The sequence below is a fragment of the Rhodoferax ferrireducens genome, assembly GCF_031458075.1.
Lineage (GTDB): Bacteria > Pseudomonadota > Gammaproteobacteria > Burkholderiales > Burkholderiaceae_C > Rhodoferax_B > Rhodoferax_B ferrireducens_A.
Genome location: NZ_JAVDXT010000002.1, coordinates 603,321 through 623,517, shown reverse-complemented (window position 1 = coordinate 623,517; position 20,197 = coordinate 603,321). Strand labels below are relative to the sequence as shown.

Here is a 20,197-nt window from a genome sequence, read left to right as displayed (position 1 = left end):
TGTGGGTATGTATTGGAGGTGATTTGTACCCCATACAGCGCCTTGGCAAGCGCACTCGCTGCCACAATGTTCGCAGACGTAAAAATTTACAAACCATTGATGCGCGACCGCACCGCAGCCCAACCGATGGTAAGCACGACTGAACCCACTCCCCCTGGCTTGCTCGCCCGCATGCGCCGATCCCTGGCTCCGTACGAAGCGGATGAACCCTTGGCGGCCAGCTTCCGGGCCAAGCAGCTGCAGGCCATGCTGCGGCTCACGCCGCTGTCCATGCTGGTCAACCTGTTCAACGCCGGCTTCCTGGCCTACCGCCTGGCCGACCAGTCGGCCTGGCTCTGGGGCTGGCTGCTGGTGCTGCTGTTCTTTGCCTACCAGGCCATGGCCGCCTGGTACCGCGCCCAGCGCCGCAGCACGCGGCAAACCGCATCGCGCAAAGCCATGCGACGCGCCTTCCGGCACGCGCTGGGCCTGGGCGCGCTATGGGGTGCGCTGCCGGCGCTGCTGCTGTCCAGCGTGGAGGTGCAGGACCAGCAGATGCTGATCACCATCAGCTGCGGCATGATTTGCGCGGGCGGTTTTGCGCTGGTGACGGTGCCGGCGGCGGCCATCGCCTATGTGCTGGTCATGACGGCCGGCTCCATGGTCGGGCTGCTGCGCACCAGCCTGCCGGGCGCCGAGATTCTGTTCTGCCTGCTGGTGGCCTACAGCCTGATTGTGGTGGCGTCGGTGCAGGTGATGGCCAAATCCTATGGCTCGCGGCTGGTGGCCGAGGCCGATGCCGCGCACAAGCAGCAGATCGTCGGCCTGCTACTGCGCGACTTCGAAGAAAACTCCAGCGACTTCCTGTGGGAGCTGGCCCCCAACGGCCAGCTGGGCCACGCCTCCAGCCGGCTCAACCGGGCGCTGCAGTTCGACCCGCAGCAGGACACGGCCTTCAGCCTGGTGGCGCTGATTGCGCGCACCCACCTGCAGCAGCCGGCACGGGTGCCGGCCGACGCCGGCCATTACCTCGGCCAGTTGCAGACCGCGCTGTCCACGCCCCTGCCGTTCCGCGACCTGTTGGTGCCGGTGGTGATTGGCGACGCGCTGCGCTGGTGGGCGCTGACGGCCAAGCCGGTGTGGCCCGGCAGTTCGGGCGCGCCGGGTACGCCGATATCGCAGGTAACACCGGGCTGGCGCGGCGTGGGCGCCGATGTCACCGACCGCAAGCACGCCGAAGACGCCATGCACCGCCTGGCCCACTTCGACGCGCTGACCGGCCTGGCCAACCGCCGCCATTTCCAGCACCGCCTGCAGCAGCTGTGCGGCCACGACGGCAGCACGCCGGGCAGCGCCGCGCTGCTGTGCATCGACATGGACAACTTCAAGCGGGTCAACGACGCCTATGGTCACGCCAACGGCGACCTGCTGCTGAAGGCCGTGGCCCAGCGCATGACCAGCACCATCCGCGGCCGCGACCTGGTGGCCCGGCTGGGCGGAGACGAGTTCGCCATCCTGCTCGACGGCGTGACCGAGGTGGACGAAGCCCGCTGCTTTGCCACCCGGCTGATGCAGGCCATCGAGCAGCCCTGCGACTTGTCGGGCATCAGCTTCACGCCGCACACCAGCATGGGCATCGCCTTTCTGCCGCGCGACGGCCAGCAGCCCGACGAGATCCTGCACCACGCCGACCTGGCGCTGTACGAGGCCAAGGCGCGCGGCCGCCGGCAGGCGCAGTTTTTCTGCATGGCCATGGACGAGAAAGCCCAGCGCCGCATCGCGCTGGAAGACGGCTTGCGCCAGGCCCTCGCCCAGCGCGCCATGCACCTGGTGTACCAGCCGCAAATCTCGCTGCGCACGCACCAGATCACCGGGGTCGAGGCCTTGCTGCGCTGGTCCAGCCCGCGCTTTGGCAATGTCTCACCGGCCGAGTTCATCCCGGTGGCCGAAGAAGCCGGCTTGATCCGCGACATCGGCCTGTGGGTGTTAGAAACCGCTTGCACCGCCGCCCACCAGCTGCCGGCCGGGCTGCTGGTGGCGGTCAACCTGTCGGCCTGCCAGTTCGACGACGAGCTGTTGGTCGACAAGATCCTGGAGGTCGTGGCGCGCAGCGGTTTGCCAGCCGAGCGGCTGGAGCTGGAGATCACCGAATCCGTGTTCCTGAAGGACACCGAAGACGTGCTGACCGCCCTGCACCGCCTGCGCGCGGCCGGCATCCGGATTGCGCTGGACGACTTTGGCGTCGGCTATTCATCGCTGGCCTATCTGCGCAGCTTTCCGTTCCACAAGCTGAAGATCGACCGCTCGTTCGTGATGGCCATCCTGCAGAGCGCCGAGTCCCAGGCCATCGTGCGCTCGGTGATCGACCTGGCCAGCGCACTGCACATGGAAACCACGGCCGAAGGCATTGAAACCGCCGAGCAGGCCGCCCTGCTGACCCAGCTGGCCTGCACCACCGGCCAGGGTTACCACTTTGCGCGCCCGCTGCCGCTGGAGGCCGCCACGGCCTTTGCGGCGACGCACCTGGCACCCGGCGCCTAAGCCCGTTGAACGTTTACCAGCGCTGGTGCACCAGCGGCTTGGCGTAGCGGGCGTAGACCTCGGCCAGGGCCTGCATCGTCGCGTCGCCCAACGGCGGCAAGTCGGCGGCCGCCACGTTGTCGGCCACCTGGGAGGCGCGCTTGCCGCCAGGGATCGAGCAGGTCACGGCCGGGTGCATCTGGATCCAGCGCAGCGCCATCTGCGCCATGCTCTGGCCGGCCGGCACCAGCGGCCGCATCGCGTCCACCGCCTGCAGGCCCACGCTGTAGTCCAGGCCGGAGAAGGTTTCGCCCTTGTCGAAAGCCGCACCTTCGCGGTTGAACTGGCGGTGGTCGTCGGGGGCGAAGCTGCTGTCGGCCGTCATCTTGCCGCTGAGCAAGCCGCTGGACAGCGGCAGCCGCGCCAGGATGCCGACGCCGCGCTTTTGCGTCTGTTCGAACAGCAGCTCGGCCGGGCGCTGGCGGAACAGGTTGTAGATGATCTGCACCGACTGCACGCCCGGGTACTCGATGGCCTTCAGCGCCTCTTCGACCTTCTCCACGCTCACGCCGTAGTGACGCAGCTTTCCGGCCTTTTGCAGGTCGTCGAGCACGCCAAACACCTCGGGCATGTAGAACACCTCGGTCGGTGGGCAGTGCAGCTGCAGCAGGTCCAGCGCCTCGGTGTTCAGGTTGGTCAGGCTGCGCTCGACAAAGGCTGTCAGGTTCTCGCGGTTGTAGCCGCCAGCCACGTGCGGGCTCAGGCGGCGCCCGGCCTTGGTGGCGATATAGAAAGGCTCGCTGCGTTCACGCTTGAGCTGGGCCAGCAGGCGCTCGCTGCGGCCATCGCCGTACACATCGGCGCTGTCAAAGAAGTTCACGCCCAGGTCCAGCGCGCGGTGCAGCGCGCCCATGGATTCAGCGTCATCGGTCTCGCCCCAGGTGCCGCCAATGGCCCAGGCGCCGAAGCTGACGGTTGAGATGTTCCAGCCGGTGCGGCCGAGGGGGCGGTATTGCATGCATGTCTCCTAGTCAAATTGGAGGGCAAGTATCGCACCGGCAGCGATTTAGTGCATTGCACCAACAATATAGATAAAAATAGCCTATAGCGCATATTCCAGCAGCGCTAGCAGCTACTACTTGTATAGCAACCCACGGCGGAGCCGCACCTATGTGGGCGAACGAACAGACGCCCTGGCCCGCCCTGTCTATGGTGCAGCCATACCCGTGGCCCTTAGCTGGCCCGCCATTGATCTGCATCAGTACCCAGCCACTGCGCCACGCCCATGATGGACATACAGGAGAACACCATGCACCCCCACCTCAGTACAGAGCAGCGCAACACCATTGGCCAGGCCTTGCAGGCCCGGCGGCTATCGCTGCAAAACGACCTGGCGCAACACCCGAACAGCGTGTCGAGCGCAGGCCTGGCCCAGGAAGCCCTGGCCCAGGGCGGCGACGACTTTGCGCAAGACACCGGAGAACGCGAGGTCGACAGGGCCTTGACCGACATGGACATGCAGGAGCTGGCGGCCATCACCCGGGCCGAACAGCACCTGCAGGACGACAACTTTGGCATCTGCGTGGACTGCGTGCAGCCCATTCCCTTCGAACGCCTGCGCGTAGAGCCCCAGTCTCTGCGTTGCGTGGCCTGTGCCTCGATTTTTGAAAGGAAACTTTGATATGCCGCTGTTCCATGCCGTGGTCCTGACCGACCACCAATCCGCCCTGGTCGTGCAATTCGATGCCGAGCAGGTGCTGTCGCAGCGCATCCAGGCCCACAAGCACCAGACCGCCCAACGCAACAGCGCAGTACGCACCGAGCATGAATTCTTCGGCGAAGTCTGCAACGCGCTGGACGGCATCCAGCAAGTGCTGGTCACCGGCTCGCACACCGCCACAGCCGACTTCAAGCACTACGCCGAAAAGCACCGCCCCCTGCTCATCCCGCAGATCGTCGGCTACGAGGTGGTGGACCACCCGACCGAGAACCAGCTGGTGGCGATGGCGCGCAAGGCGTTTGATAAGCACAACCTGATGGCGGGTGTTCCTACCGCCGGATGAATTGGCGGGTAAGTTCTGCTGAGCCGGATCGGTTAGCAACTCGGCCAGGGCCGCGACGCCAGCCTGATCTACGGCACCCGGACCCGCACATTCTGCTGCACCGACTCGGTCAACAACTCCGCCAGCCGCTGCACCGGCGGCTCGGGTTCGCTGCTGGCGCGGCGCAGAGCCAAGGTGATCTGCGGTAGCGCCGGCAACACGGTGCCAGTACGTTCGATCGTCCGCACATGGGCCGGCAGACCGAACGGCGTGCGCACGCACAGGCCCAGGCCGGCCGAGGTGGCGGCCCACAGCGCGGCCAGGCTGGAGCTGGTGAACACATAGCGCCACGGCAGGCCGGCGCGCTCCAACGTGGTGGTGACGATCTCGCGTAGCGGGCATGGGGCATCGACGACGACCAGCGGTATCGGCTCTTGCAAGTCGCCCTGCGCGCCCCGCCCCACCTTCTGCAGCTGCTGCCACCAGGGAGCATCCAGGGCATCCAGGTCGGCCGGGCCTATCCACTGCAGTGGCAGGCGCAGCACGCTGTCGGTGTGCTGGTCGGCAGCATCCAGGCCCACGTCCCAGAACATCGCCAGGTCCAGTTGGCCCAGCGCCAGCCGCTCGCGCAGCACCGCGCTGGTCGCCACGCAGGCCTCGATGCGCACCTTGGGGTGGGCGCGGGCGAAGCGACCCAGCGCCTCGGGCAGCACGGCTTCGCCCAGGTCTTCCTGCAGGCCCAGGCGTACCCGGCCCTGCAAGTCGGTGCCGCGCACCGCGGCCACGGCTTCGTCGTTCAGCGCCAGCAGCCGGTGCGCGTAGGCCAGCAAGGTTTCGCCGGCATCGGTCAGCTCCAGCCCGCGGCCGGACTTGCGCAGCAAGGGCGTGCCGGACTGCGATTCCAGCTTCTTCAGCTGGGCGCTGACGGCCGAGGTGGAGCGGCCCAGGCGGTCCGCCGCGCGGGCGTAGCTGCCCAGCGCGATGCCGGTGGAAAAGCTGCGCAGCATGTCGATGTCGTAGGTGACCTGGCCCATGGCAATCATCCCGGTTTTCAAAATGATCAGTCTACTATTTTCTGATTTTCAAAACAGTCTGCGGTATCCACAATCCGCCGCATGACACACCAAGCGACCCTCTCCACCCCCCTCGTCACCTGCCCGCCGCCGCGCCACCGCTGGAAAGTGCTGGCCGCCGGCGTTGCCGCGAATGCGGCGTTTTCCGTGGCCTTTAGCGGCTTGCCGATGACGGCCGTGCTGATGCGCGACGGCTACCGGCTCGACAACGCCACGCTAGGCCTGGTGCTCGGCCTGATGGGCTTAGGAATCGCCATCAGCGAGCTGCCCTGGGGCTTGCTGACCGACCGCTGGGGCGACCGCCCGGTGCTGCTGACCGGCCTGGTCAGCACCGCGCTGGCGCTGGCGGCGATGGCGCTGTGGGCGGCACCATCCAACGGGCAGATTCCAGCGCTGGGCTGGCTGGCCGGCGGCCTGGTGCTGGTCGGCCTGCTGGGCGGCAGCGTGAACGGTGCCAGCGGCCGGGCGGTGATGCTGTGGTTTGCCGACGGCGAGCGCGGCCTGGCCATGAGCATCCGCCAGACCGCCGTGCCGCTGGGCGGCGGCATCGGCGCGCTGCTGCTGCCGGCCGTGGCACTGCAGCACGGCTTTGCCGCGATCTACAGCCTGCTGGCCGTGCTGTGCCTGCTGGCCGCGCTGCTGACCTGGGCCTGGGTGCACGAGCCGGCGCTGACCACGCACAGAAAACCCGCCACCGCTGCGGGCAGCGGCCCACTGCGCGACCCGCGCATCTGGCGCACCGTGGCCGGCATCGGCATTCTGTGTGCGCCGCAGTTCGCCGTGCTGTCCTTCGGCACCGTGTTTCTGCACGACTACGGCCACGCCGGCCTGGCGACCATCACCGCAGCGATGGCGCTGGTACAGGTCGGCGCGATGGTGATGCGCGTCTGGAGCGGCCGCTGGACCGACCAGCGGCGCAACCGCCCGGCCTATCTGCGCGCCTGCAGCGGGCTCAGCGCGGCGCTGTTTGCCGGCTTGGCGCTGTTCAGCGCGCTGGCCGACGGCGGGCAGTTGCTGGCCTCGCCGCTGCTGCGCGCTAGCTTGCTGGTGCTGCTGGCCATCTGCGGCATCTGCGTCTCCGCCTGGCATGGCGTGGCCTATGTGCAGCTGGCCAGCTGCGCCGGCGCGCAGCGGTCGGGCACGGCGCTGGCGATGGCGAATACCTGCGTGTTCAGCGTCTGCTTTGTGACGCCGCTGGCCTTGCCGCATCTGCTGACGCTGCAGGGCTGGCCGCTAGTCTGGCTGCTGGCCAGCGGCTGCGCGCTGATGGCGCGGCCATTGCTCGCCAGCACCAAAGTGCAGCCGAAGTAGAAAACACCACAAATCCGGCTCCAACGCACATCCCACATGCACTACAAGCTATATTTACAATAGCACTGACACCTATGTGACATGATGTCTGACGATGGCATGGAACCTGCAGATAATCACGTCGGCAGACGCTGGGGTATGTACCGATCCCCGTGCCGCACCAATCGAGCACCATCGAGGTGCACGTCTGCCTTAGCGTTTTGACATATTTGGAGCAACATGAAAAATCTGAGCAAACTGGTCATGGCCCTGGGCCTGACCGTCGCCGCCATGGCAACCCACGCCGCAGGCACCCTGGTCTATTGTTCCGAAGCCAGCCCCGAAGGCTTTGACACCGCCCAATACACTGGCGGCCAAACCTTTGACGCCGCCGGCATGGCCATCTTCAACCGCCTGGTCGAATTTGAACGCGGCACCACCAAGGTCGTGCCCGCACTGGCCGAGTCGTATGACACCGCCCCTGACGGCCTGACCTACACCTTCCATCTGCGCAAGGGCGTCAAGTTCCATACCACCGAGAACTTCACCCCCAGCCGCACCTTCAATGCCGATGACGTGGTGTTCACGTTCATGCGCATGTTCGACAAGAGCAATGCCTTCGCCAAGGCCTACACCGTGCAGTACCCGTATGCGGGCGACACCGGCCTGGACAGCAACGTCGCCTCGGTACGCAAGACCGACGACTACACCGTGGTCTTCCTGCTGAAGAAGCCTGATCCCGATCTGCTGCCCAAGATCGCCATGCCGGTGTTCTCCATCCTGTCGGCCGAGCATGCGAACAAGCTGTTGACCGCCGGCACGCCCGCGCTGATCAACCAGCAGCCCGTGGGCACTGGCCCCTACATCCTGAAGCGCTACCAAAAAGACTCGCAGATCCGCTACGCCGGCAACAAGGAATACTGGAACCCCAAGGACGTGAAGGTGGACAACCTGATCTTCGCCATCACCACCGACGGTGCAGTGCGTGCGCAGAAGATCAAGGCCGGCGAATGCCAGGCCATGTCCTACCCCAAGCCACAGGATCTGGACAGCCTGAAGGCCGACCCCAAGCTCAAGGTCATCAGCGCCCCCGGCTTCAACATCGGCTACCTGGCCTACAACACCGAAAAGCCGATCACTGGCAAGCTCGAAGTGCGCCAGGCGCTGGACATGGCGATCAACCGCAAGGCCATCATCGACGCGGTCTACCAAGGCCAGGGCCAGGAAGCCAGCAACCCGTTCCCATCGTCGCTGTGGTCGTATAACCCGGCGCTGAAGAACGCCCCGCTGGACATCGAAAAAGCCAAGGCGCTGCTGAAGAAAGCCGGCTACCCCGATGGCTTCGAGATCACGCTGTGGAGCATGCCGGTGGTGCGCCCCTACAACCCCAACGCCAAGCTGATGGCCGAAATGATCCAGAGCGACTGGGCCAAGATTGGCGTCAAGGCCAAGATCGTCAGCTACGAATGGGGTGAGTACCTGAAGCGCATGAAAGCCGGCGAACAAGACGCTGGCCTGATCGGCTGGAGCGGCGACTACGCCAGCCCCGACAACTTCCTCGGCGTGCTGCTGACCTGCGAAGCCGTGGGCGGCTCCAACTATGCGCGCTACTGCAGCAAGGAATTCGACGGCATGGTGCTCAAGGCCCGCAACAGCCTGGACCAGAAAGAACGCACAGCGCTGTACATGAAGGCGCAAGAAGTCTTCAAGCGCGACATGCCCTGGTCGACCATCGCCCACTCCACGGTGAGCCTGCCCACCGCCAAGGGTGTTGAAGGCCTGAAGATCAGTCCGTTTGCGGTGTTTGACTTCGCGGGCGTCAGCGTCAAGTAAACCCACTTCGTCAGAAGTAAAAGCAAGGTAACGGCTAGTTTCGTTACCTTGCTTTTTTGTTTTAAGCCACTATGTTCTTCTACATCCTCAAACGCTTGGCCGTGGTGATTCCGACCTTCTTCGGTATCACCCTGCTGACCTTTTCGCTGATCCGCATGATCCCGGGCGACCCGATCGAAGTCATGCGCGGTGAGCGCTCAATCGACCCGGCCGCGCATGCCATCGCCCTCAAGCAGCTGGGCCTGGACCAACCGTTGCCGGTGCAGTATGTGCAATACCTGGGCAAGCTGGTGCACGGCGACCTGGGTGCATCGCTGAAGACCCAGGCCCCGGTCTGGAGCGAATTCAAGATCCTGTTTCCCGCCACGCTGGAACTCGCGCTGATGGCCTTGCTGTTCGCGCTGGTGTTCGGCATGGTCGCCGGCGTCACCGCGGCGGTGAAGCGCGGCTCCTTCCTGGACCACGGCGTGATGACCGTGGCGCTGACCGGCTATTCGATGCCGATCTTCTGGTGGGGCCTGGTGCTGATCATGGTCTTCTCCAGCGGCCTGGGCTGGACGCCGGTGTCCGGCCGTATCGACCTGATGTTCGACATTCCGCCCGACACCGGCTTCATGCTGATCGACGCCTGGCGTGCCCAGCGCGCCGACCCGAGCCTGAACGCCGGCGCGCTGTGGGACGCCATCAAGCACCTGATACTGCCGACCATCGTGCTCGGCACCATCCCGCTGGCGGTGATTGCCCGCATGACGCGCTCCAGCATGCTGGAAGTGCTGAAGGAAGACTATGTGCGCACCGCCCGGGCCAAAGGCCTGTCGCCCACACGCGTGGTGTTCATCCACACGCTGCGCAATGCGCTGATCCCGGTGCTCACCGTGATCGGCCTGCAGATCGGCACGTTGATGGGCGGCGCGGTGCTGACCGAGACCATCTTCTCCTGGCCGGGCATCGGCAAATGGCTGATCGACGCCATCAGCCGGCGCGACTACCCGGTGGTGCAAAGCGGCATTCTGCTGGTCGCCCTGCTGGTGATCACCACCAATTTTGTCGTCGACATCCTGTACGGCGTGGCCAACCCACGCATCCGACACCAGAAGTAAAAAACCATGTCTACCCTTCCCCTCCCCGCCACCGACGAGCTCGAGCTCGCGCCCGGCACCCCGCCGTCCAGCTGGTCAGAATTCTGGCGCGGCTTCACCAAGAACAAGGGCGCTGTCGTCGGCCTGGTCTTCATGGTCCTGGTCTGCGCGGCCGCGCTGTTCGCCCCCTGGGTCGCGCCCTACGACCCGATTGAGCAGTTCCGCGAACACTTTCTCACCCCGCCCGCCTGGGTGGCCGGCGGCTCCAGCCGGTTCCTGCTGGGCACCGACGAGGTCGGGCGCGACATCCTGTCGCGGCTGATCCACGGCGCGCGGCTGTCGCTGTTCGTCGGCTTCGTGTCGGTGGTGCTGGCGATGATTCCCGGCGTGGTGCTGGGCCTGTCGGCCGCCTTCTTCGGCAAGGCTTTGGACTCGGCCATCATGCGCTTCATGGACATCATGATGGCCCTGCCCGCGCTGCTGCTGGCCGTGGCCATCATGGCCGTGCTCGGCCCCGGGCTCGGCAATGCCATGGTGGCCATCGCCGTGGTCTCGCTGCCCGCCTATGTGCGGCTGACCCGCGCCTCGGCCATGACCGAACTGAACCGCGACTACGTGACCGCCGCCCGCCTGTCGGGCGCGGGCACGCTGCGCCTGATGTTCGTCACCGTGCTGCCCAACTGCATGGCGCCGCTGATCGTGCACGCCACCATGGGCTTCTCGGCGGCGATCCTGGAAATCTCGGCCCTGGGCTTTCTGGGCCTGGGCGTGCAGCCGCCGCTGCCCGAATGGGGCACCATGCTGGCCTCGGCGCGCGACTACATCGAGCGCGCCTGGTGGGTCGTCACCCTGCCCGGCCTGACGATTCTGTTCTCGGTGCTGGCGATCAATCTGATGGGCGACGGCCTGCGCGACGCGCTCGACCCCAAGCTCAAGACCGCAGCCTGAATTCCACACAAGAAGAAACACGATGAGTTTGTTAACAATCAAAAATCTATCCGTAGAGTTCGGCCCACAAGGCCGGGCTTTCCGGGCTGTGGACGGGCTGGACCTGTCTGTCTCGCAGGGCGAGATCGTCGGCATCGTCGGCGAATCCGGCTCGGGCAAATCCGTCACCATGATGGCCTTGATGGGCCTGCTCGACGGCCAGGGCCGCATCACGGCCGACACGCTGAACTTCGACGGCCAGGATCTGCTGAAGATCACCCCGGCCCAGCGCCGCAAGCTGCTGGGCAAGGACATGGCGATGATCTTCCAGGACCCGATGACCTCGCTGAACCCCAGCTTCACCGTCGGCTACCAGATCATCGAGGTGCTGAAGCAGCACCTGGGCCTGCGCGGCGCAGCGGCCACGGCCCGCGCGGTCGAGCTGATGGAGATGGTCGAAATCCCGGCCGCCAAGAGCCGGCTTGACGTGTACCCGCACCAGCTGTCGGGCGGCATGAGCCAGCGCGTGATGATCGCCATCGCCATCGCCTGCAACCCGCGCCTGCTGATCGCCGACGAACCCACTACCGCGCTGGATGTGACCATCCAGGCCCAGATCATGGACCTGCTGGTGAACCTGCAAAAAGCCCACAACATGGCCCTGGTGATGATCACCCACGACCTGGCGGTGGTCGCCGAAGTGGCCCACCGCGTGGCCGTGATGTACGCCGGCCAGGTGGTGGAAACCGGCCAGGTCGAGCGCCTGTTCGACCTGCCGGCGCATCCCTATACCGACGCGCTGCTGCAGGCCGTGCCCGAGCGCAGCCACGGCGCGCGCCGCCTGAGCACCCTCAAAGGCATGGTGCCCGGCCAGTACGACCGGCCCAAGGGCTGCCTGCTGTCGCCGCGCTGCCCGCGCGTGCAAGACCGCTGCAAGGCCGAGCGCCCGGCGCTGACCAGCTTTGGCGGGGAATCCGTGCGCTGCTTCTTCCCGATCTCCCATGGGGTGCTCCAATGAGCGCGGTGGTGCTGGAGGCCAAGAACCTCACCCGCTACTACGCGGTATCGCAGGGCGCGTTCAAGCCCAAGGTCCAGGTCAAGGCACTGAACGGCATTTCGTTCCAGCTGCAGGCCGGCAAGACCCTGGCCGTGGTTGGCGAATCCGGCTGCGGCAAAAGCACGCTGGCCCGCGCGCTGACCCTGATCGAAACCCCGACCTCCGGCTCGCTGGTGCTGGACGGCCAGGCGGTGGACAGCGCCAGCAGCGCCCAGCGCAAAGCCATGCGCAGCAAGGTGCAGATGGTGTTCCAGAACCCCTATGCCTCGCTGAACCCGCGCCAGAAGATCATCGACCAGCTGGCTGAGCCGCTGCTGCTGAACACTAAGCTCAGCGCCGCCGAGCGCACCGCGAAGGTCCACGACACCATGCGCCGGGTCGGCCTGCGGCCCGAGTTTGCGCTGCGCTATCCGCACATGTTCTCCGGCGGCCAGCGGCAGCGGATTGCGATTGCGCGGGCGATGATTCTGCAGCCCAAGATCCTGGTGGCCGACGAGCCGACCTCGGCACTCGACGTGTCCATCCAGGCCCAGGTGCTGAACCTGTTCATGGACCTGCAGGAAGAGTTCCAGACCGCCTATGTGTTCGTCTCGCACAACCTGGCGGTGGTCGAGCATGTGGCGAATGACCTGATGGTGATGTACCTGGGACGGGCGGTCGAGGTGGGCGCCAAGGGCCTGATTTTTGAGCGCCCGCTGCACCCCTACACGCAGGCCCTGCTGTCGGCCACGCCGTCGATAGACCGCGGCCAGCGCCGGGTGAAGATCAAGATCACCGGCGAGCTGCCGAGTCCGCTGAACCCGCCCAGCGGCTGCGCCTTCCACAAGCGCTGCCCGCATGCCACGGCGCGCTGCTCCACAGAAGAACCGCTGCTGCGCCCGCTGCTGGGCCGCGAGGTGGCCTGCCACCATGCGGAGAGCATCAACGCGGGCCAAGCAGTTACGGCATAAATTGGCCGCTAGCGCATATTCCACCTTCGCTGGCAGCTATTTATTTGGTAGCAAATCGATTCAAGCCAGCGGGGCGATGGCCTGCTCCACCGCCTGGGCCATGGCTTCGGCCTCGGTGCCGCCCTGGCTGCGCAGCCCGTAGACCACGCCCTCCTGGTCGGGCCGGGTGCGGTTCTGGCTGAGCTTCAACTTGCCGCGCAGCGAGCTCAGCCGGATCTCGATGCCGACGATGGCGCGCAGCATCGCGGCTATGTAGTCGTCGGGCGCATCGCTGACGGCCCACGGCACCGGGCGCTGGGCTTCGTGGCGCTCGGTCAAACGAGTCACGAAGGCGCGCAGCCAGTCCGCATCGTCGATGGCGCGCAGCGGGCCACGCGCCTGCACCATGCTGTAGTTCCAGGTCGGCACGACTTTGCCGGTGGCCGCCTTGCTGGGGTACATGGAGGGCGAGATATAGGCCTGCGGCCCCTGGAACACCACCAAGGCATCGACATCGCTGCGGGACTCACGCCACAGCGGGTTGGCGCGCGCCACGTGGCCGCGCAGTATGCCCGGACCGCCCGCCGGGTCGGGCTCCAGCAGAAACGGCAGGCTGTTGGCCGCCAAGCCGCCCGCCTGGTCCTGGGTGACCAGCAGGCCCAGAGGATGGGCGCTGAGCAGCGGCTGCAATACCTCGGGGCGGGTTTCTTCAAAGTGGGCGGGCAGGTACATGGAATCGGTGCTCCGTAAAATGGCCCTCCATACTAAGATTATTTAAATCAATCCAAGGGGCCATTTCTTGGCAAACCAAAGAGCCGTTCCCGGCCAGTTGCGCCAGCAGGTCTACCTGCGCCTGCGCGAATCCATCGAGACCGGGGTCTTGGCGCCCGACAGCCGCTTGCCGGCATCGCGCGAGCATGCGCGGGTGCTGGGCGTGTCGCGCAACACGGTGTTGTGGGCGGTCGAGCGCCTGCAGTCCGAGGGCTACCTGGTGGGCCGGGTCGGTGATGGCACCTACGTGGCGCAGCGCAGAGTGGCTCTACGTGGTGGTGGCGGTGGCGCCCGCGCCCCGCAGCTGGCTGCGCACCAGTTGCTGTCGCAGCGCGGCCGCCTGATTGCCGAGGCCGGCTCGCGCTGGATTCCGGCCAGCAGCGACGCCCTGCCGTTCCGCATCGGTCGGCCGGCGCTGGAGGAGTTTCCGTTCGCGCTATGGCAAAGGCTGGAGCGGCAAACGCCCACCGCCACGCGCGTCGCCAACGCCGGCTATACCGAGGCCGCCGGCCACCCGCCGCTGCGTGCCGCCATCGCCCAGTGGCTGCTGGTGTCGCGCGGCATCCGTTGCGACCCGGGCCAGGTGCTGATCACCGCCGGCTCGCAGCAGGCCCTGGACCTGGTGGCACGGCTGCTGCTGGATGTGGGCGACGAGGTGCTGGTCGAAGACCCGGGCTACCACGGCATCCGCGCCAACCTGGTGGCCCAGGGGGCGCTGGTGCGCTCGGTGCCGGTGGACGACCAAGGCCTGTGCATAGCCCAGGGCGCCGCCCTGTACCCCAAAGCCAAGCTGGCGGTGGTCACACCCACCCACCAGTTCCCGCTGGGCGTCAGCATGGGCCTGGCACGCCGCGCGGCGTTGATTTCCTGGGCCCAGGCGAACCGCGCCTGGATTGTGGAAGACGACTACGACGGCGAATTCCAGTACGGCGCGCAGCGGATTCCCGCCCTGTGCAGCATGGCGCACGACGCACGCGTGCTGCATGTGGGCACCTTCTCCAAGACCCTGGGCGCAGGGCTGCGGCTAGGCTTCATCGTGCTGCCCGATGCGCTGGTCGACGCCTTCACCCAAGGGCGGGCGCTGAGCGATCGGCAGTCGCCGGCCGCAGTGCAGGAGGTGCTGGCGCGCTTCATTGCCGACGGCTACCTGCTGCGCCATCTGCGCCGCATGCGCGAGCTGTACCGGGAGCGCCAGGCCGCGCTGATCGACAGCCTGGCACGCGCCAGCCACGGCGCGATCCAGCTGGCCCCCAGCCTGCAAGGCATGCATCTGGCATGGGAGGTGGACGCGCAGATCCACGACACCGAACTCAGCCAGCGCGCACACGCGGCCGGCGTGCAGCTGGCGCCGATTTCGCGTTACTGCATGGAAGCCAGGCGCAGCGGCTGGCTGTTCGGCTACGCAGGCTACGACGCCACCGCGCTCGACCGGGCCGCACGCGCGCTGGGGCCGCTATTGCGTTAGTGCGTTAAACGATCCGCGCCAGCAGCTTGGGCACCGAGGCCACCAGCATCGCCACCCCGGAGGCCGTCAGCAGCCCCAGCACGATCTTGCGGAATGCCATCTCGCTGATGCCGATGTACAGCCGCGCGCCCATCAGCGTCGGCACCAGCATGGCCACCGCCACCACGCCGAACATCGGCAGCATGCTGCGCGTGACGATGCCGCTGGCCAGGTAGGTGCCCATGGTCACCAGCAGCATGGACAGATTGAAGTTCTGCACGATGGCGCGCTGCGCGTCTTTCTCCAGCCCGCGCAGCGTGCACCACAGCGTGGGCAGCGCGCCGGTAAAGCCACCCAGCCCGCCCATCACGCCACCGGCCATGCCGACCACGCCATCGGCGATGCGGCCACCGGCGGTGATCTTGGGCAGATGCTTGGCAAATAGCATGGCCGGGCACCAGACCACCAGCAGGCTGCCCAGCACCAGCCGGAACCAGTCCATGTCCATGCGCGGCAACAAGGCCACGCCCAAAGGAATACCTACCAGGCCGCCCAGCACGAAGGGCAGCAAGGCCTTCACATCAAAGCCGCGGCGCACTGTCACCGCCGCGATGATCTGCCCGGTCAGCGAGCCAAACACCGCCAGCGTGGCGGCCAGCCGCGGCTCCAGCGTCCAGGCCCAGAACGACATTGCCACCAGGCCATAGGCAAAGCCCGACAGGCCTTGCACAAAGCCCGCCACCACCGCGCCCAGCGCCACCACCATTACCAGCGAATCCATTGCGTCTCCCGATAGTCCACACTGCAAAAGCCCTATTGTGAACAATCGTCACTGGCGGCCCGAAGACGCTCTACTTTCGATAGCTGCCAGCGCAGATAGAAGCTGCGCCAAAGCCTGATTTCTTGCATATTCCCCAGCCCGGCAGACTGCGCCGATGCGTGGCACACTGGAGCGCTTTGGGGGGACACACACATGGTTTACAGGCTCTGCTTCTGGCGCATGGCTTTCTGGGCGCTGGCAACCTTGGTGCCCATCGCCGCGGCCACAGCCGCCGATGCGCCGCTGGTGGCCGAGAGCGATGTGCATGTGGAGCGGTCCGGCGGCACTTTCACCGTCGACCTGAGCATGCATGCACCCGTAGAGCCCGCGCAGGCCTGGGCGGTGCTGACCGACTTTGAGCACATGGCCGACTTCATCCCCAATCTGAGCAGCAGCCAGGTGCTGGAGCGCAGCGACACCGTGCTCAAGGTGGCGCAAAAGGGCGTGGCCCGCTACGGGGTGTTCTCCACCCCGTTCGAGTCGGTGCGCGAGATCCACCTGAACCCACCGCACGAGATCCGCGCCCATGGCCTGGGCGGTAATGTGCAGCGCATGGACAGCCTGATGCAGCTGGAAGCCGAGGGCACGGGCACCCGGCTTACCTACCACGCCGAGGTGCTGCCGGGCTTCTGGTTCCCGCCACTGATCGGCCCGGCCCTGGTGCGGCACGAGACCGCCGAACAGTTCTCGGCCATGCTGCACGAGATGCTGCGGCGCCACTGAGGCGCACCGGCACGCGCAGCCGGCCGGCCGCCGCGCTGCGAATGATTGTTATGTGCGCTCACGCACAGACGCTACCGACACGGGTTGCGATCATGGTCCAACGCACTTCAAACGGAAAGGACACACCATGATCGAGAAAACCGCCCACGTACATTGGGAAGGCGCTGGCAAGAACGGCAAGGGCCAGATCAGCACCGAAACCGGCGCGCTGAAAGCCGTGCCCTATGGCTTTGCCACCCGCTTCGAAGACGACCGCCGCGGCAGCAACCCCGAGGAAATCCTGGGCGCCGCCCATGCCGCCTGCTTCAGCATGGCGTTTTCCTTCGCCTGCGACAAGGCCGGCTTTGCCACCAGCGCCGTCGACACCCAGGCCAAGGTCCGTCTGGCCAAACAGGGTGAGGGCTTTGTGATCGACCGCATTGCCCTGGTCTTGCAGGCCACCGTGCCCGGCCTGGACGAAGCCAAGTTCCAGGCACTGGCCCTGGCCGCCAAGCGCGATTGCCCGCTGTCCAAAGCCCTGGCCAGCGTGCCCGAAATCAGCCTGCAGGCCAGCTTGGTGCCAGGCAGTTGATCCACGCGGTAGAGGCGCAACCCCATGCAATACCTTGACAAGACAGACACCGCTGAAGCCCCTCTTAGCACCGCCGACCACCTGCTCGGAGATGCGAACGCGAACCTGACCCTGGTGGAATATGGCGACTACGCCTGCCCGACCTGCCAGCAGGCCGCGCCGCTGGTGCGGCACCTGGCCGAAACCGAGGGCCCGCGCCTGTGCTTCGTGTACCGGCACTTCCCGCTGATGGAAGTACACCCGCAGGCCGAGCTGGCCGCCGAAGCGGCGGAAGCCGCGGCGGCCCAGGGCAAGTTCTGGCCCATGCACCATCTGCTGTTCGCCCAGCCACAAGGCCTGGACCCCGCAGCCCTGGCGGGCTACGCAGAAACCATCGGCCTGGACATGCACCGCTTCCAGGGCGCAATGGCCGGCCGGATCTACACCCAGCGCGTGCAAGAGCACCGGCGCGCCGGCGAACGCAGCGGTGTGCGGGCCACGCCGGGCTTCTTCCTGAACGACGCGGTGATCGATGTGTCGTTTGGCTTAGGCACACTGAGCACGGCCGTGCATGCCGCACTGAAGGGCCGCTGAACCGCCGCAGGCCTTGCATCCCACCCAGCCGAAAGGAGCTGACATGCCTCAAAAAGCCTGGAGCGCCAAACGCGAGCGCCAATACACCCACATCAAAACCAGCCTGCTGGAACGCGGCAAGCCCGAGCCGCTGGCCGAGGAAATTGCGGCCCGCGTGGTCAACAAGGAACGCGCGCAGCACGGCGAATCCCAGGAGGCCAGCCCGTCTTCGCTGAACGACATGCCGGCCAGCCGGCGCGGCGGCCTGCGATCCCACAAAGGCGCGGGCGGCCGCACCCTGCTGCAGCTGCGCAACGAAGCGCGCCAACGCGGCCTGAAAGGCCGGTCGAAGATGAACAAGGCCCAGCTGGAACAGGCTTTGCTGCATTAAACATAGCATCTAGCGCAGACACTACCTGCGTTGGTGGTCGGTTTCTTATAAATCTCTGCCGCGCCGGAATCAGGCAAAGAGCTTGGCCAGGCCGTCCAGCACGCTGGCCCAGTTCTTTTCGTATTCCGCCCGGTGCTGGATGTCGGCAGCAGTGGCCCCGCCGATGAGATTGGACTGCGTGAGCGTCACCTCTGTCTGGCGGCCGTGCGGACTCAGCTGGAAGCTGACTACATGGTAGTTTTCCGGTACATCCGCCTTGCCGGACATCGCGCTCCAGTGCGAGAAGCTCAGCCGCCGCCGAGGATCCACCGCGATGATGCAGCCCTTGTCCGCATACTTCTTGCCCTTGAACTCTCCCTTCATCAGGATTGGATGACCGACTTCCCAGTCAGACTCCACGTCGGCACCAAAGAAGAATTTTTTGAAGGTTACAGGCGTGGTCAGCGCAGCCCATACCTTGTGGTCCGAGACGGCGATGGTCTTCTCGACCTGGGCAGTGGTTTCATTCATGCGGTGCTCCTTGGGGTTGCACGCACGTCCTTGGCGAGGCCTGGCCGTGCATGCCGGTCCAGCTTGCGCCGCCAGCAGGGGCAGGTCTGTGCGATGGCATACAGAGGTCGCCTGGTCCGGCGAACAGCTTCTAGGTTTCCGCTTCGTCGCGCTGAGCCGCCACCCTGGGTATCTTCAGCCGGAAGACGGTGCCCTGCCCCAGGCTGGACTCCACATCGATGGTGCCGCCCAACAGTCCCGACAACAGGCTGAACACAATGCTCAGCCCCAGGCCAGACCCTCCGGAACCCATGCGGGTGGTGTAGAACGGGTCAAAAATCCGGGACAGGTTTTCGGGCGCAATACCCGCGCCGTCGTCCGACACCGTCAACACCACCTGCTCGCCGTCCAGCAGCGCGCTGATCCGCACCGTGCCCGCATGCTGCTCGGAAAAAGCGTGGACCACGGCGTTCTCGAACAGGTTGCTCACAATCTGCCCGATCGCGCCCGGGTAGCTTTCCATCTCTATGCCTTCCGGCACATCCACGTGCAGCTTGGCGAGCGCATATTTGCGGACTACCGACACCGCGGCCAGGGTTTCCCGGACCACCTGCTTCAAATCGAAACGCCTGCGGCGCAGACTGGTCTGGTCCACTGCGAACTGCTTGAAATCCTGGATCAGGTTCGCGGCGCGGTTCAGGCTGCTGGCTGCAATCTCGGCGCCCTGTTCTACCTGGTCCAGGTACCCACTGAGCTGGGTTTTGGTCAAGCCCTGGCCCATGCTGGCGCGAAACTCGTGGGTTTGCCCCAGGACCGTGCTGATGACCAGCAGGCCGTTGCCGATGGGGGTGTTCAGTTCATGGGCCACGCCAGCCACCAGCGAGCCCAATGCCACCAGTTTCTCGGACTGGATCAAGCGGTCCTGGGCCTGCCGCAGGTTGTTCAAAGCCTGCTCCAGATGGGTATTGGCCTGGCGCAATTCGGTGGTGCGCGCCGTGACCCGTTCTTCCAGCACGTCTACCGATTGCGCGAGGGCGATGCGCATGCTGTCCAGCTGTTGCCCCAGCACCCCAAACTCGTCGTGGCGCAGCGCTGGTACCGCGGTTTTAAGGTCGCCGGTGGAAATCGATGCCGCACTGGAGCGCAACAGGTTCAACGGCTTGTGGACCCGCAGGTTCAGCCACATCCGCATCAGCAGCAAGGACACCACAAACTGGCATCCCACCACCGCCGCCAGCAACCACGACGAATGGAGCGCATCGCTTTGGGCAGAATCCGTGGCATAGGCGAGACGGACCTCGCCCAAGGGTGCGCCCTCCTTGACAATCTGCCGGCTGACCTTGATGGTGGTGGTGCGCACATCCTCTGGCCGGTGAAACTCCAGCACCATCTCGCCGGTCGTGTCACGGACCTCCACCCAGGCCACAGACGGATCGGCGACCACCGCCTGCATCAAGGGGCGCGCGGTGTCCAGGGCCACATTCCACAGCGGCAACACCAGGCCCGCTTGCAACAGGTCGGCAAACTGCTCGGCCTTGGCCCGCACATCCACCTCGATGGTCTTCTGCCAGTTGAGTGTCAACAAAATCAGAATCGCCAAAGCACCCGGAATCACCAGGGCCAGCATCAGGACGGAAAACAAATCGTGCCGCAGACTGCTGGTAGGCGTGGCGTTGACCACGGGAGATTGCGCCTGGTCCATGTCAG

General features: G+C 65.9%; 20 protein-coding genes. 14 read left to right on the top strand and 6 right to left on the bottom strand.

The genetic code is table 11. The annotated features are described in order from the left end of the window. Positions 1–171: 171 nt before the first annotated feature. Complete coding sequence (locus J2X19_RS11960; RefSeq protein WP_310373324.1) at positions 172–2,520, top strand: putative bifunctional diguanylate cyclase/phosphodiesterase; 2,349 nt, start codon at positions 172–174, stop codon at positions 2,518–2,520. Positions 2,521–2,533: 13 nt separating this feature from the next. On the opposite strand, the gene J2X19_RS11955 is transcribed toward J2X19_RS11960, so the two are convergent. After that, entirely contained in the window at positions 2,534–3,517 is a 984-nt protein-coding gene (locus J2X19_RS11955) for an aldo/keto reductase (RefSeq protein ID WP_310373323.1), read from the bottom strand. Between the two features lie 291 nt (positions 3,518–3,808). On the opposite strand from J2X19_RS11955, the gene J2X19_RS11950 reads away from it, so the two are divergent. Both J2X19_RS11950 and J2X19_RS11945 read left to right on the top strand, forming a co-directional pair. Beyond that, positions 3,809–4,180: a TraR/DksA family transcriptional regulator gene (locus tag J2X19_RS11950; RefSeq protein WP_310373322.1), complete on the top strand. Its 372-nt coding sequence runs from the start codon at positions 3,809–3,811 to the stop codon at positions 4,178–4,180. A gap of 1 nt (position 4,181) precedes the next feature. Beyond that, complete coding sequence (locus tag J2X19_RS11945) at positions 4,182–4,562, top strand: hypothetical protein (RefSeq protein ID WP_310373321.1); 381 nt, start codon at positions 4,182–4,184, stop codon at positions 4,560–4,562. Between the two features lie 68 nt (positions 4,563–4,630). Here the strand turns inward: J2X19_RS11945 and J2X19_RS11940 are convergent, their stop codons facing one another. Then, complete coding sequence (locus J2X19_RS11940) at positions 4,631–5,575, bottom strand: LysR substrate-binding domain-containing protein (RefSeq protein ID WP_310373320.1); 945 nt, start codon at positions 5,573–5,575, stop codon at positions 4,631–4,633. Positions 5,576–5,656: 81 nt separating this feature from the next. Between J2X19_RS11940 and J2X19_RS11935 the strand changes: the two genes are divergently transcribed. The 6 genes from J2X19_RS11935 to J2X19_RS11910 all read left to right on the top strand — a co-directional run bounded on the left by J2X19_RS11935 (position 5,657) and on the right by J2X19_RS11910 (position 12,750). After that, entirely contained in the window at positions 5,657–6,925 is a 1,269-nt protein-coding gene (locus J2X19_RS11935; protein ID WP_310373318.1) for an MFS transporter, read from the top strand. 219 nt (positions 6,926–7,144) lie between these two features. After that, positions 7,145–8,737: an ABC transporter substrate-binding protein gene (locus J2X19_RS11930; RefSeq protein ID WP_116603620.1), complete on the top strand. Its 1,593-nt coding sequence runs from the start codon at positions 7,145–7,147 to the stop codon at positions 8,735–8,737. Positions 8,738–8,808: 71 nt separating this feature from the next. After that, positions 8,809–9,837 (top strand): ABC transporter permease subunit, encoded by a 1,029-nt coding sequence (locus J2X19_RS11925; protein ID WP_116603621.1) that lies wholly within the window; start codon positions 8,809–8,811, stop codon positions 9,835–9,837. Positions 9,838–9,843: 6 nt separating this feature from the next. Continuing rightward, positions 9,844–10,764 carry an ABC transporter permease subunit gene (locus J2X19_RS11920; RefSeq protein ID WP_310373315.1) on the top strand — a complete coding sequence of 307 codons (921 nt, stop codon included), beginning with the start codon at positions 9,844–9,846 and terminating at the stop codon, positions 10,762–10,764. 22 nt (positions 10,765–10,786) lie between these two features. Beyond that, complete coding sequence (locus J2X19_RS11915) at positions 10,787–11,761, top strand: ABC transporter ATP-binding protein (RefSeq protein ID WP_310373313.1); 975 nt, start codon at positions 10,787–10,789, stop codon at positions 11,759–11,761. Further along, positions 11,758–12,750, top strand: coding sequence for a peptide ABC transporter ATP-binding protein (locus J2X19_RS11910; RefSeq protein WP_116603624.1), 993 nt, complete (start codon positions 11,758–11,760; stop codon positions 12,748–12,750). Before J2X19_RS11915 ends, J2X19_RS11910 begins: the two co-directional genes overlap by 4 nt. 60 nt (positions 12,751–12,810) lie before the next feature. Here J2X19_RS11910 and J2X19_RS11905 read toward each other — a convergent pair whose 3' ends face one another. Continuing rightward, positions 12,811–13,461, bottom strand: a complete 651-nt coding sequence (locus J2X19_RS11905; RefSeq protein ID WP_310373310.1) for an FMN-binding negative transcriptional regulator — start codon at positions 13,459–13,461, stop codon at positions 12,811–12,813. Between the two features lie 67 nt (positions 13,462–13,528). On the opposite strand from J2X19_RS11905, the gene pdxR reads away from it, so the two are divergent. Continuing rightward, positions 13,529–14,965, top strand: a complete 1,437-nt coding sequence (gene pdxR / locus J2X19_RS11900; protein WP_310373308.1) for a MocR-like pyridoxine biosynthesis transcription factor PdxR — start codon at positions 13,529–13,531, stop codon at positions 14,963–14,965. A gap of 4 nt (positions 14,966–14,969) precedes the next feature. On the opposite strand, the gene J2X19_RS11895 is transcribed toward pdxR, so the two are convergent. After that, positions 14,970–15,725, bottom strand: coding sequence for a sulfite exporter TauE/SafE family protein (locus tag J2X19_RS11895; RefSeq protein WP_116603627.1), 756 nt, complete (start codon positions 15,723–15,725; stop codon positions 14,970–14,972). Positions 15,726–15,917: 192 nt separating this feature from the next. Here J2X19_RS11895 and J2X19_RS11890 point away from each other — a divergent pair, with 192 nt between their 5' ends. The 4 genes from J2X19_RS11890 (at position 15,918) to J2X19_RS11875 (ending at position 18,001) form a co-directional block, all read left to right on the top strand. Further along, positions 15,918–16,487 (top strand): SRPBCC family protein, encoded by a 570-nt coding sequence (locus tag J2X19_RS11890; protein ID WP_310373306.1) that lies wholly within the window; start codon positions 15,918–15,920, stop codon positions 16,485–16,487. A gap of 127 nt (positions 16,488–16,614) precedes the next feature. Continuing rightward, the gene (locus J2X19_RS11885) at positions 16,615–17,058 is read left to right on the top strand and encodes an OsmC family protein (protein WP_116603629.1); all 444 of its coding nucleotides are present in this window, start codon (positions 16,615–16,617) and stop codon (positions 17,056–17,058) included. 24 nt (positions 17,059–17,082) lie between these two features. Next, positions 17,083–17,631: a DsbA family protein gene (locus J2X19_RS11880; RefSeq protein WP_310373303.1), complete on the top strand. Its 549-nt coding sequence runs from the start codon at positions 17,083–17,085 to the stop codon at positions 17,629–17,631. A gap of 43 nt (positions 17,632–17,674) precedes the next feature. After that, positions 17,675–18,001 carry a plasmid stabilization protein gene (locus J2X19_RS11875; protein WP_310373301.1) on the top strand — a complete coding sequence of 109 codons (327 nt, stop codon included), beginning with the start codon at positions 17,675–17,677 and terminating at the stop codon, positions 17,999–18,001. A gap of 69 nt (positions 18,002–18,070) precedes the next feature. Here J2X19_RS11875 and J2X19_RS11870 read toward each other — a convergent pair whose 3' ends face one another. Both J2X19_RS11870 and J2X19_RS11865 read right to left on the bottom strand, forming a co-directional pair. Then, complete coding sequence (locus tag J2X19_RS11870; protein WP_116603632.1) at positions 18,071–18,511, bottom strand: SRPBCC family protein; 441 nt, start codon at positions 18,509–18,511, stop codon at positions 18,071–18,073. Between the two features lie 130 nt (positions 18,512–18,641). Beyond that, positions 18,642–20,192 carry a sensor histidine kinase gene (locus J2X19_RS11865; protein ID WP_310373298.1) on the bottom strand — a complete coding sequence of 517 codons (1,551 nt, stop codon included), beginning with the start codon at positions 20,190–20,192 and terminating at the stop codon, positions 18,642–18,644. Between the last annotated feature and the right edge of the window lie 5 nt (positions 20,193–20,197).

What these genes read in the sequence shown, in the direction of transcription:
- J2X19_RS11955 (WP_310373323.1), bottom strand. Translation starts at nt 3,517, where the DNA reads ATGCAATACCGCCCCCTCGGCCGCACCGGCTGGAACATCTCAACCGTC.
- J2X19_RS11875 (WP_310373301.1), top strand. Translation starts at nt 17,675, where the DNA reads ATGCCTCAAAAAGCCTGGAGCGCCAAACGCGAGCGCCAATACACCCAC.
- J2X19_RS11865 (WP_310373298.1), bottom strand. Translation starts at nt 20,192, where the DNA reads ATGGACCAGGCGCAATCTCCCGTGGTCAACGCCACGCCTACCAGCAGT.
- J2X19_RS11935 (WP_310373318.1), top strand. Translation starts at nt 5,657, where the DNA reads ATGACACACCAAGCGACCCTCTCCACCCCCCTCGTCACCTGCCCGCCG.
- J2X19_RS11915 (WP_310373313.1), top strand. Translation starts at nt 10,787, where the DNA reads ATGAGTTTGTTAACAATCAAAAATCTATCCGTAGAGTTCGGCCCACAA.
- J2X19_RS11895 (WP_116603627.1), bottom strand. Translation starts at nt 15,725, where the DNA reads ATGGATTCGCTGGTAATGGTGGTGGCGCTGGGCGCGGTGGTGGCGGGC.
- J2X19_RS11870 (WP_116603632.1), bottom strand. Translation starts at nt 18,511, where the DNA reads ATGAATGAAACCACTGCCCAGGTCGAGAAGACCATCGCCGTCTCGGAC.
- J2X19_RS11905 (WP_310373310.1), bottom strand. Translation starts at nt 13,461, where the DNA reads ATGTACCTGCCCGCCCACTTTGAAGAAACCCGCCCCGAGGTATTGCAG.
- J2X19_RS11920 (WP_310373315.1), top strand. Translation starts at nt 9,844, where the DNA reads ATGTCTACCCTTCCCCTCCCCGCCACCGACGAGCTCGAGCTCGCGCCC.
- J2X19_RS11940 (WP_310373320.1), bottom strand. Translation starts at nt 5,575, where the DNA reads ATGGGCCAGGTCACCTACGACATCGACATGCTGCGCAGCTTTTCCACC.
- J2X19_RS11885 (WP_116603629.1), top strand. Translation starts at nt 16,615, where the DNA reads ATGATCGAGAAAACCGCCCACGTACATTGGGAAGGCGCTGGCAAGAAC.
- J2X19_RS11925 (WP_116603621.1), top strand. Translation starts at nt 8,809, where the DNA reads ATGTTCTTCTACATCCTCAAACGCTTGGCCGTGGTGATTCCGACCTTC.
- J2X19_RS11960 (WP_310373324.1), top strand. Translation starts at nt 172, where the DNA reads ATGCGCCGATCCCTGGCTCCGTACGAAGCGGATGAACCCTTGGCGGCC.
- J2X19_RS11930 (WP_116603620.1), top strand. Translation starts at nt 7,145, where the DNA reads ATGAAAAATCTGAGCAAACTGGTCATGGCCCTGGGCCTGACCGTCGCC.
- J2X19_RS11880 (WP_310373303.1), top strand. Translation starts at nt 17,083, where the DNA reads ATGCAATACCTTGACAAGACAGACACCGCTGAAGCCCCTCTTAGCACC.
- J2X19_RS11950 (WP_310373322.1), top strand. Translation starts at nt 3,809, where the DNA reads ATGCACCCCCACCTCAGTACAGAGCAGCGCAACACCATTGGCCAGGCC.
- J2X19_RS11890 (WP_310373306.1), top strand. Translation starts at nt 15,918, where the DNA reads ATGGTTTACAGGCTCTGCTTCTGGCGCATGGCTTTCTGGGCGCTGGCA.
- J2X19_RS11910 (WP_116603624.1), top strand. Translation starts at nt 11,758, where the DNA reads ATGAGCGCGGTGGTGCTGGAGGCCAAGAACCTCACCCGCTACTACGCG.
- J2X19_RS11945 (WP_310373321.1), top strand. Translation starts at nt 4,182, where the DNA reads ATGCCGCTGTTCCATGCCGTGGTCCTGACCGACCACCAATCCGCCCTG.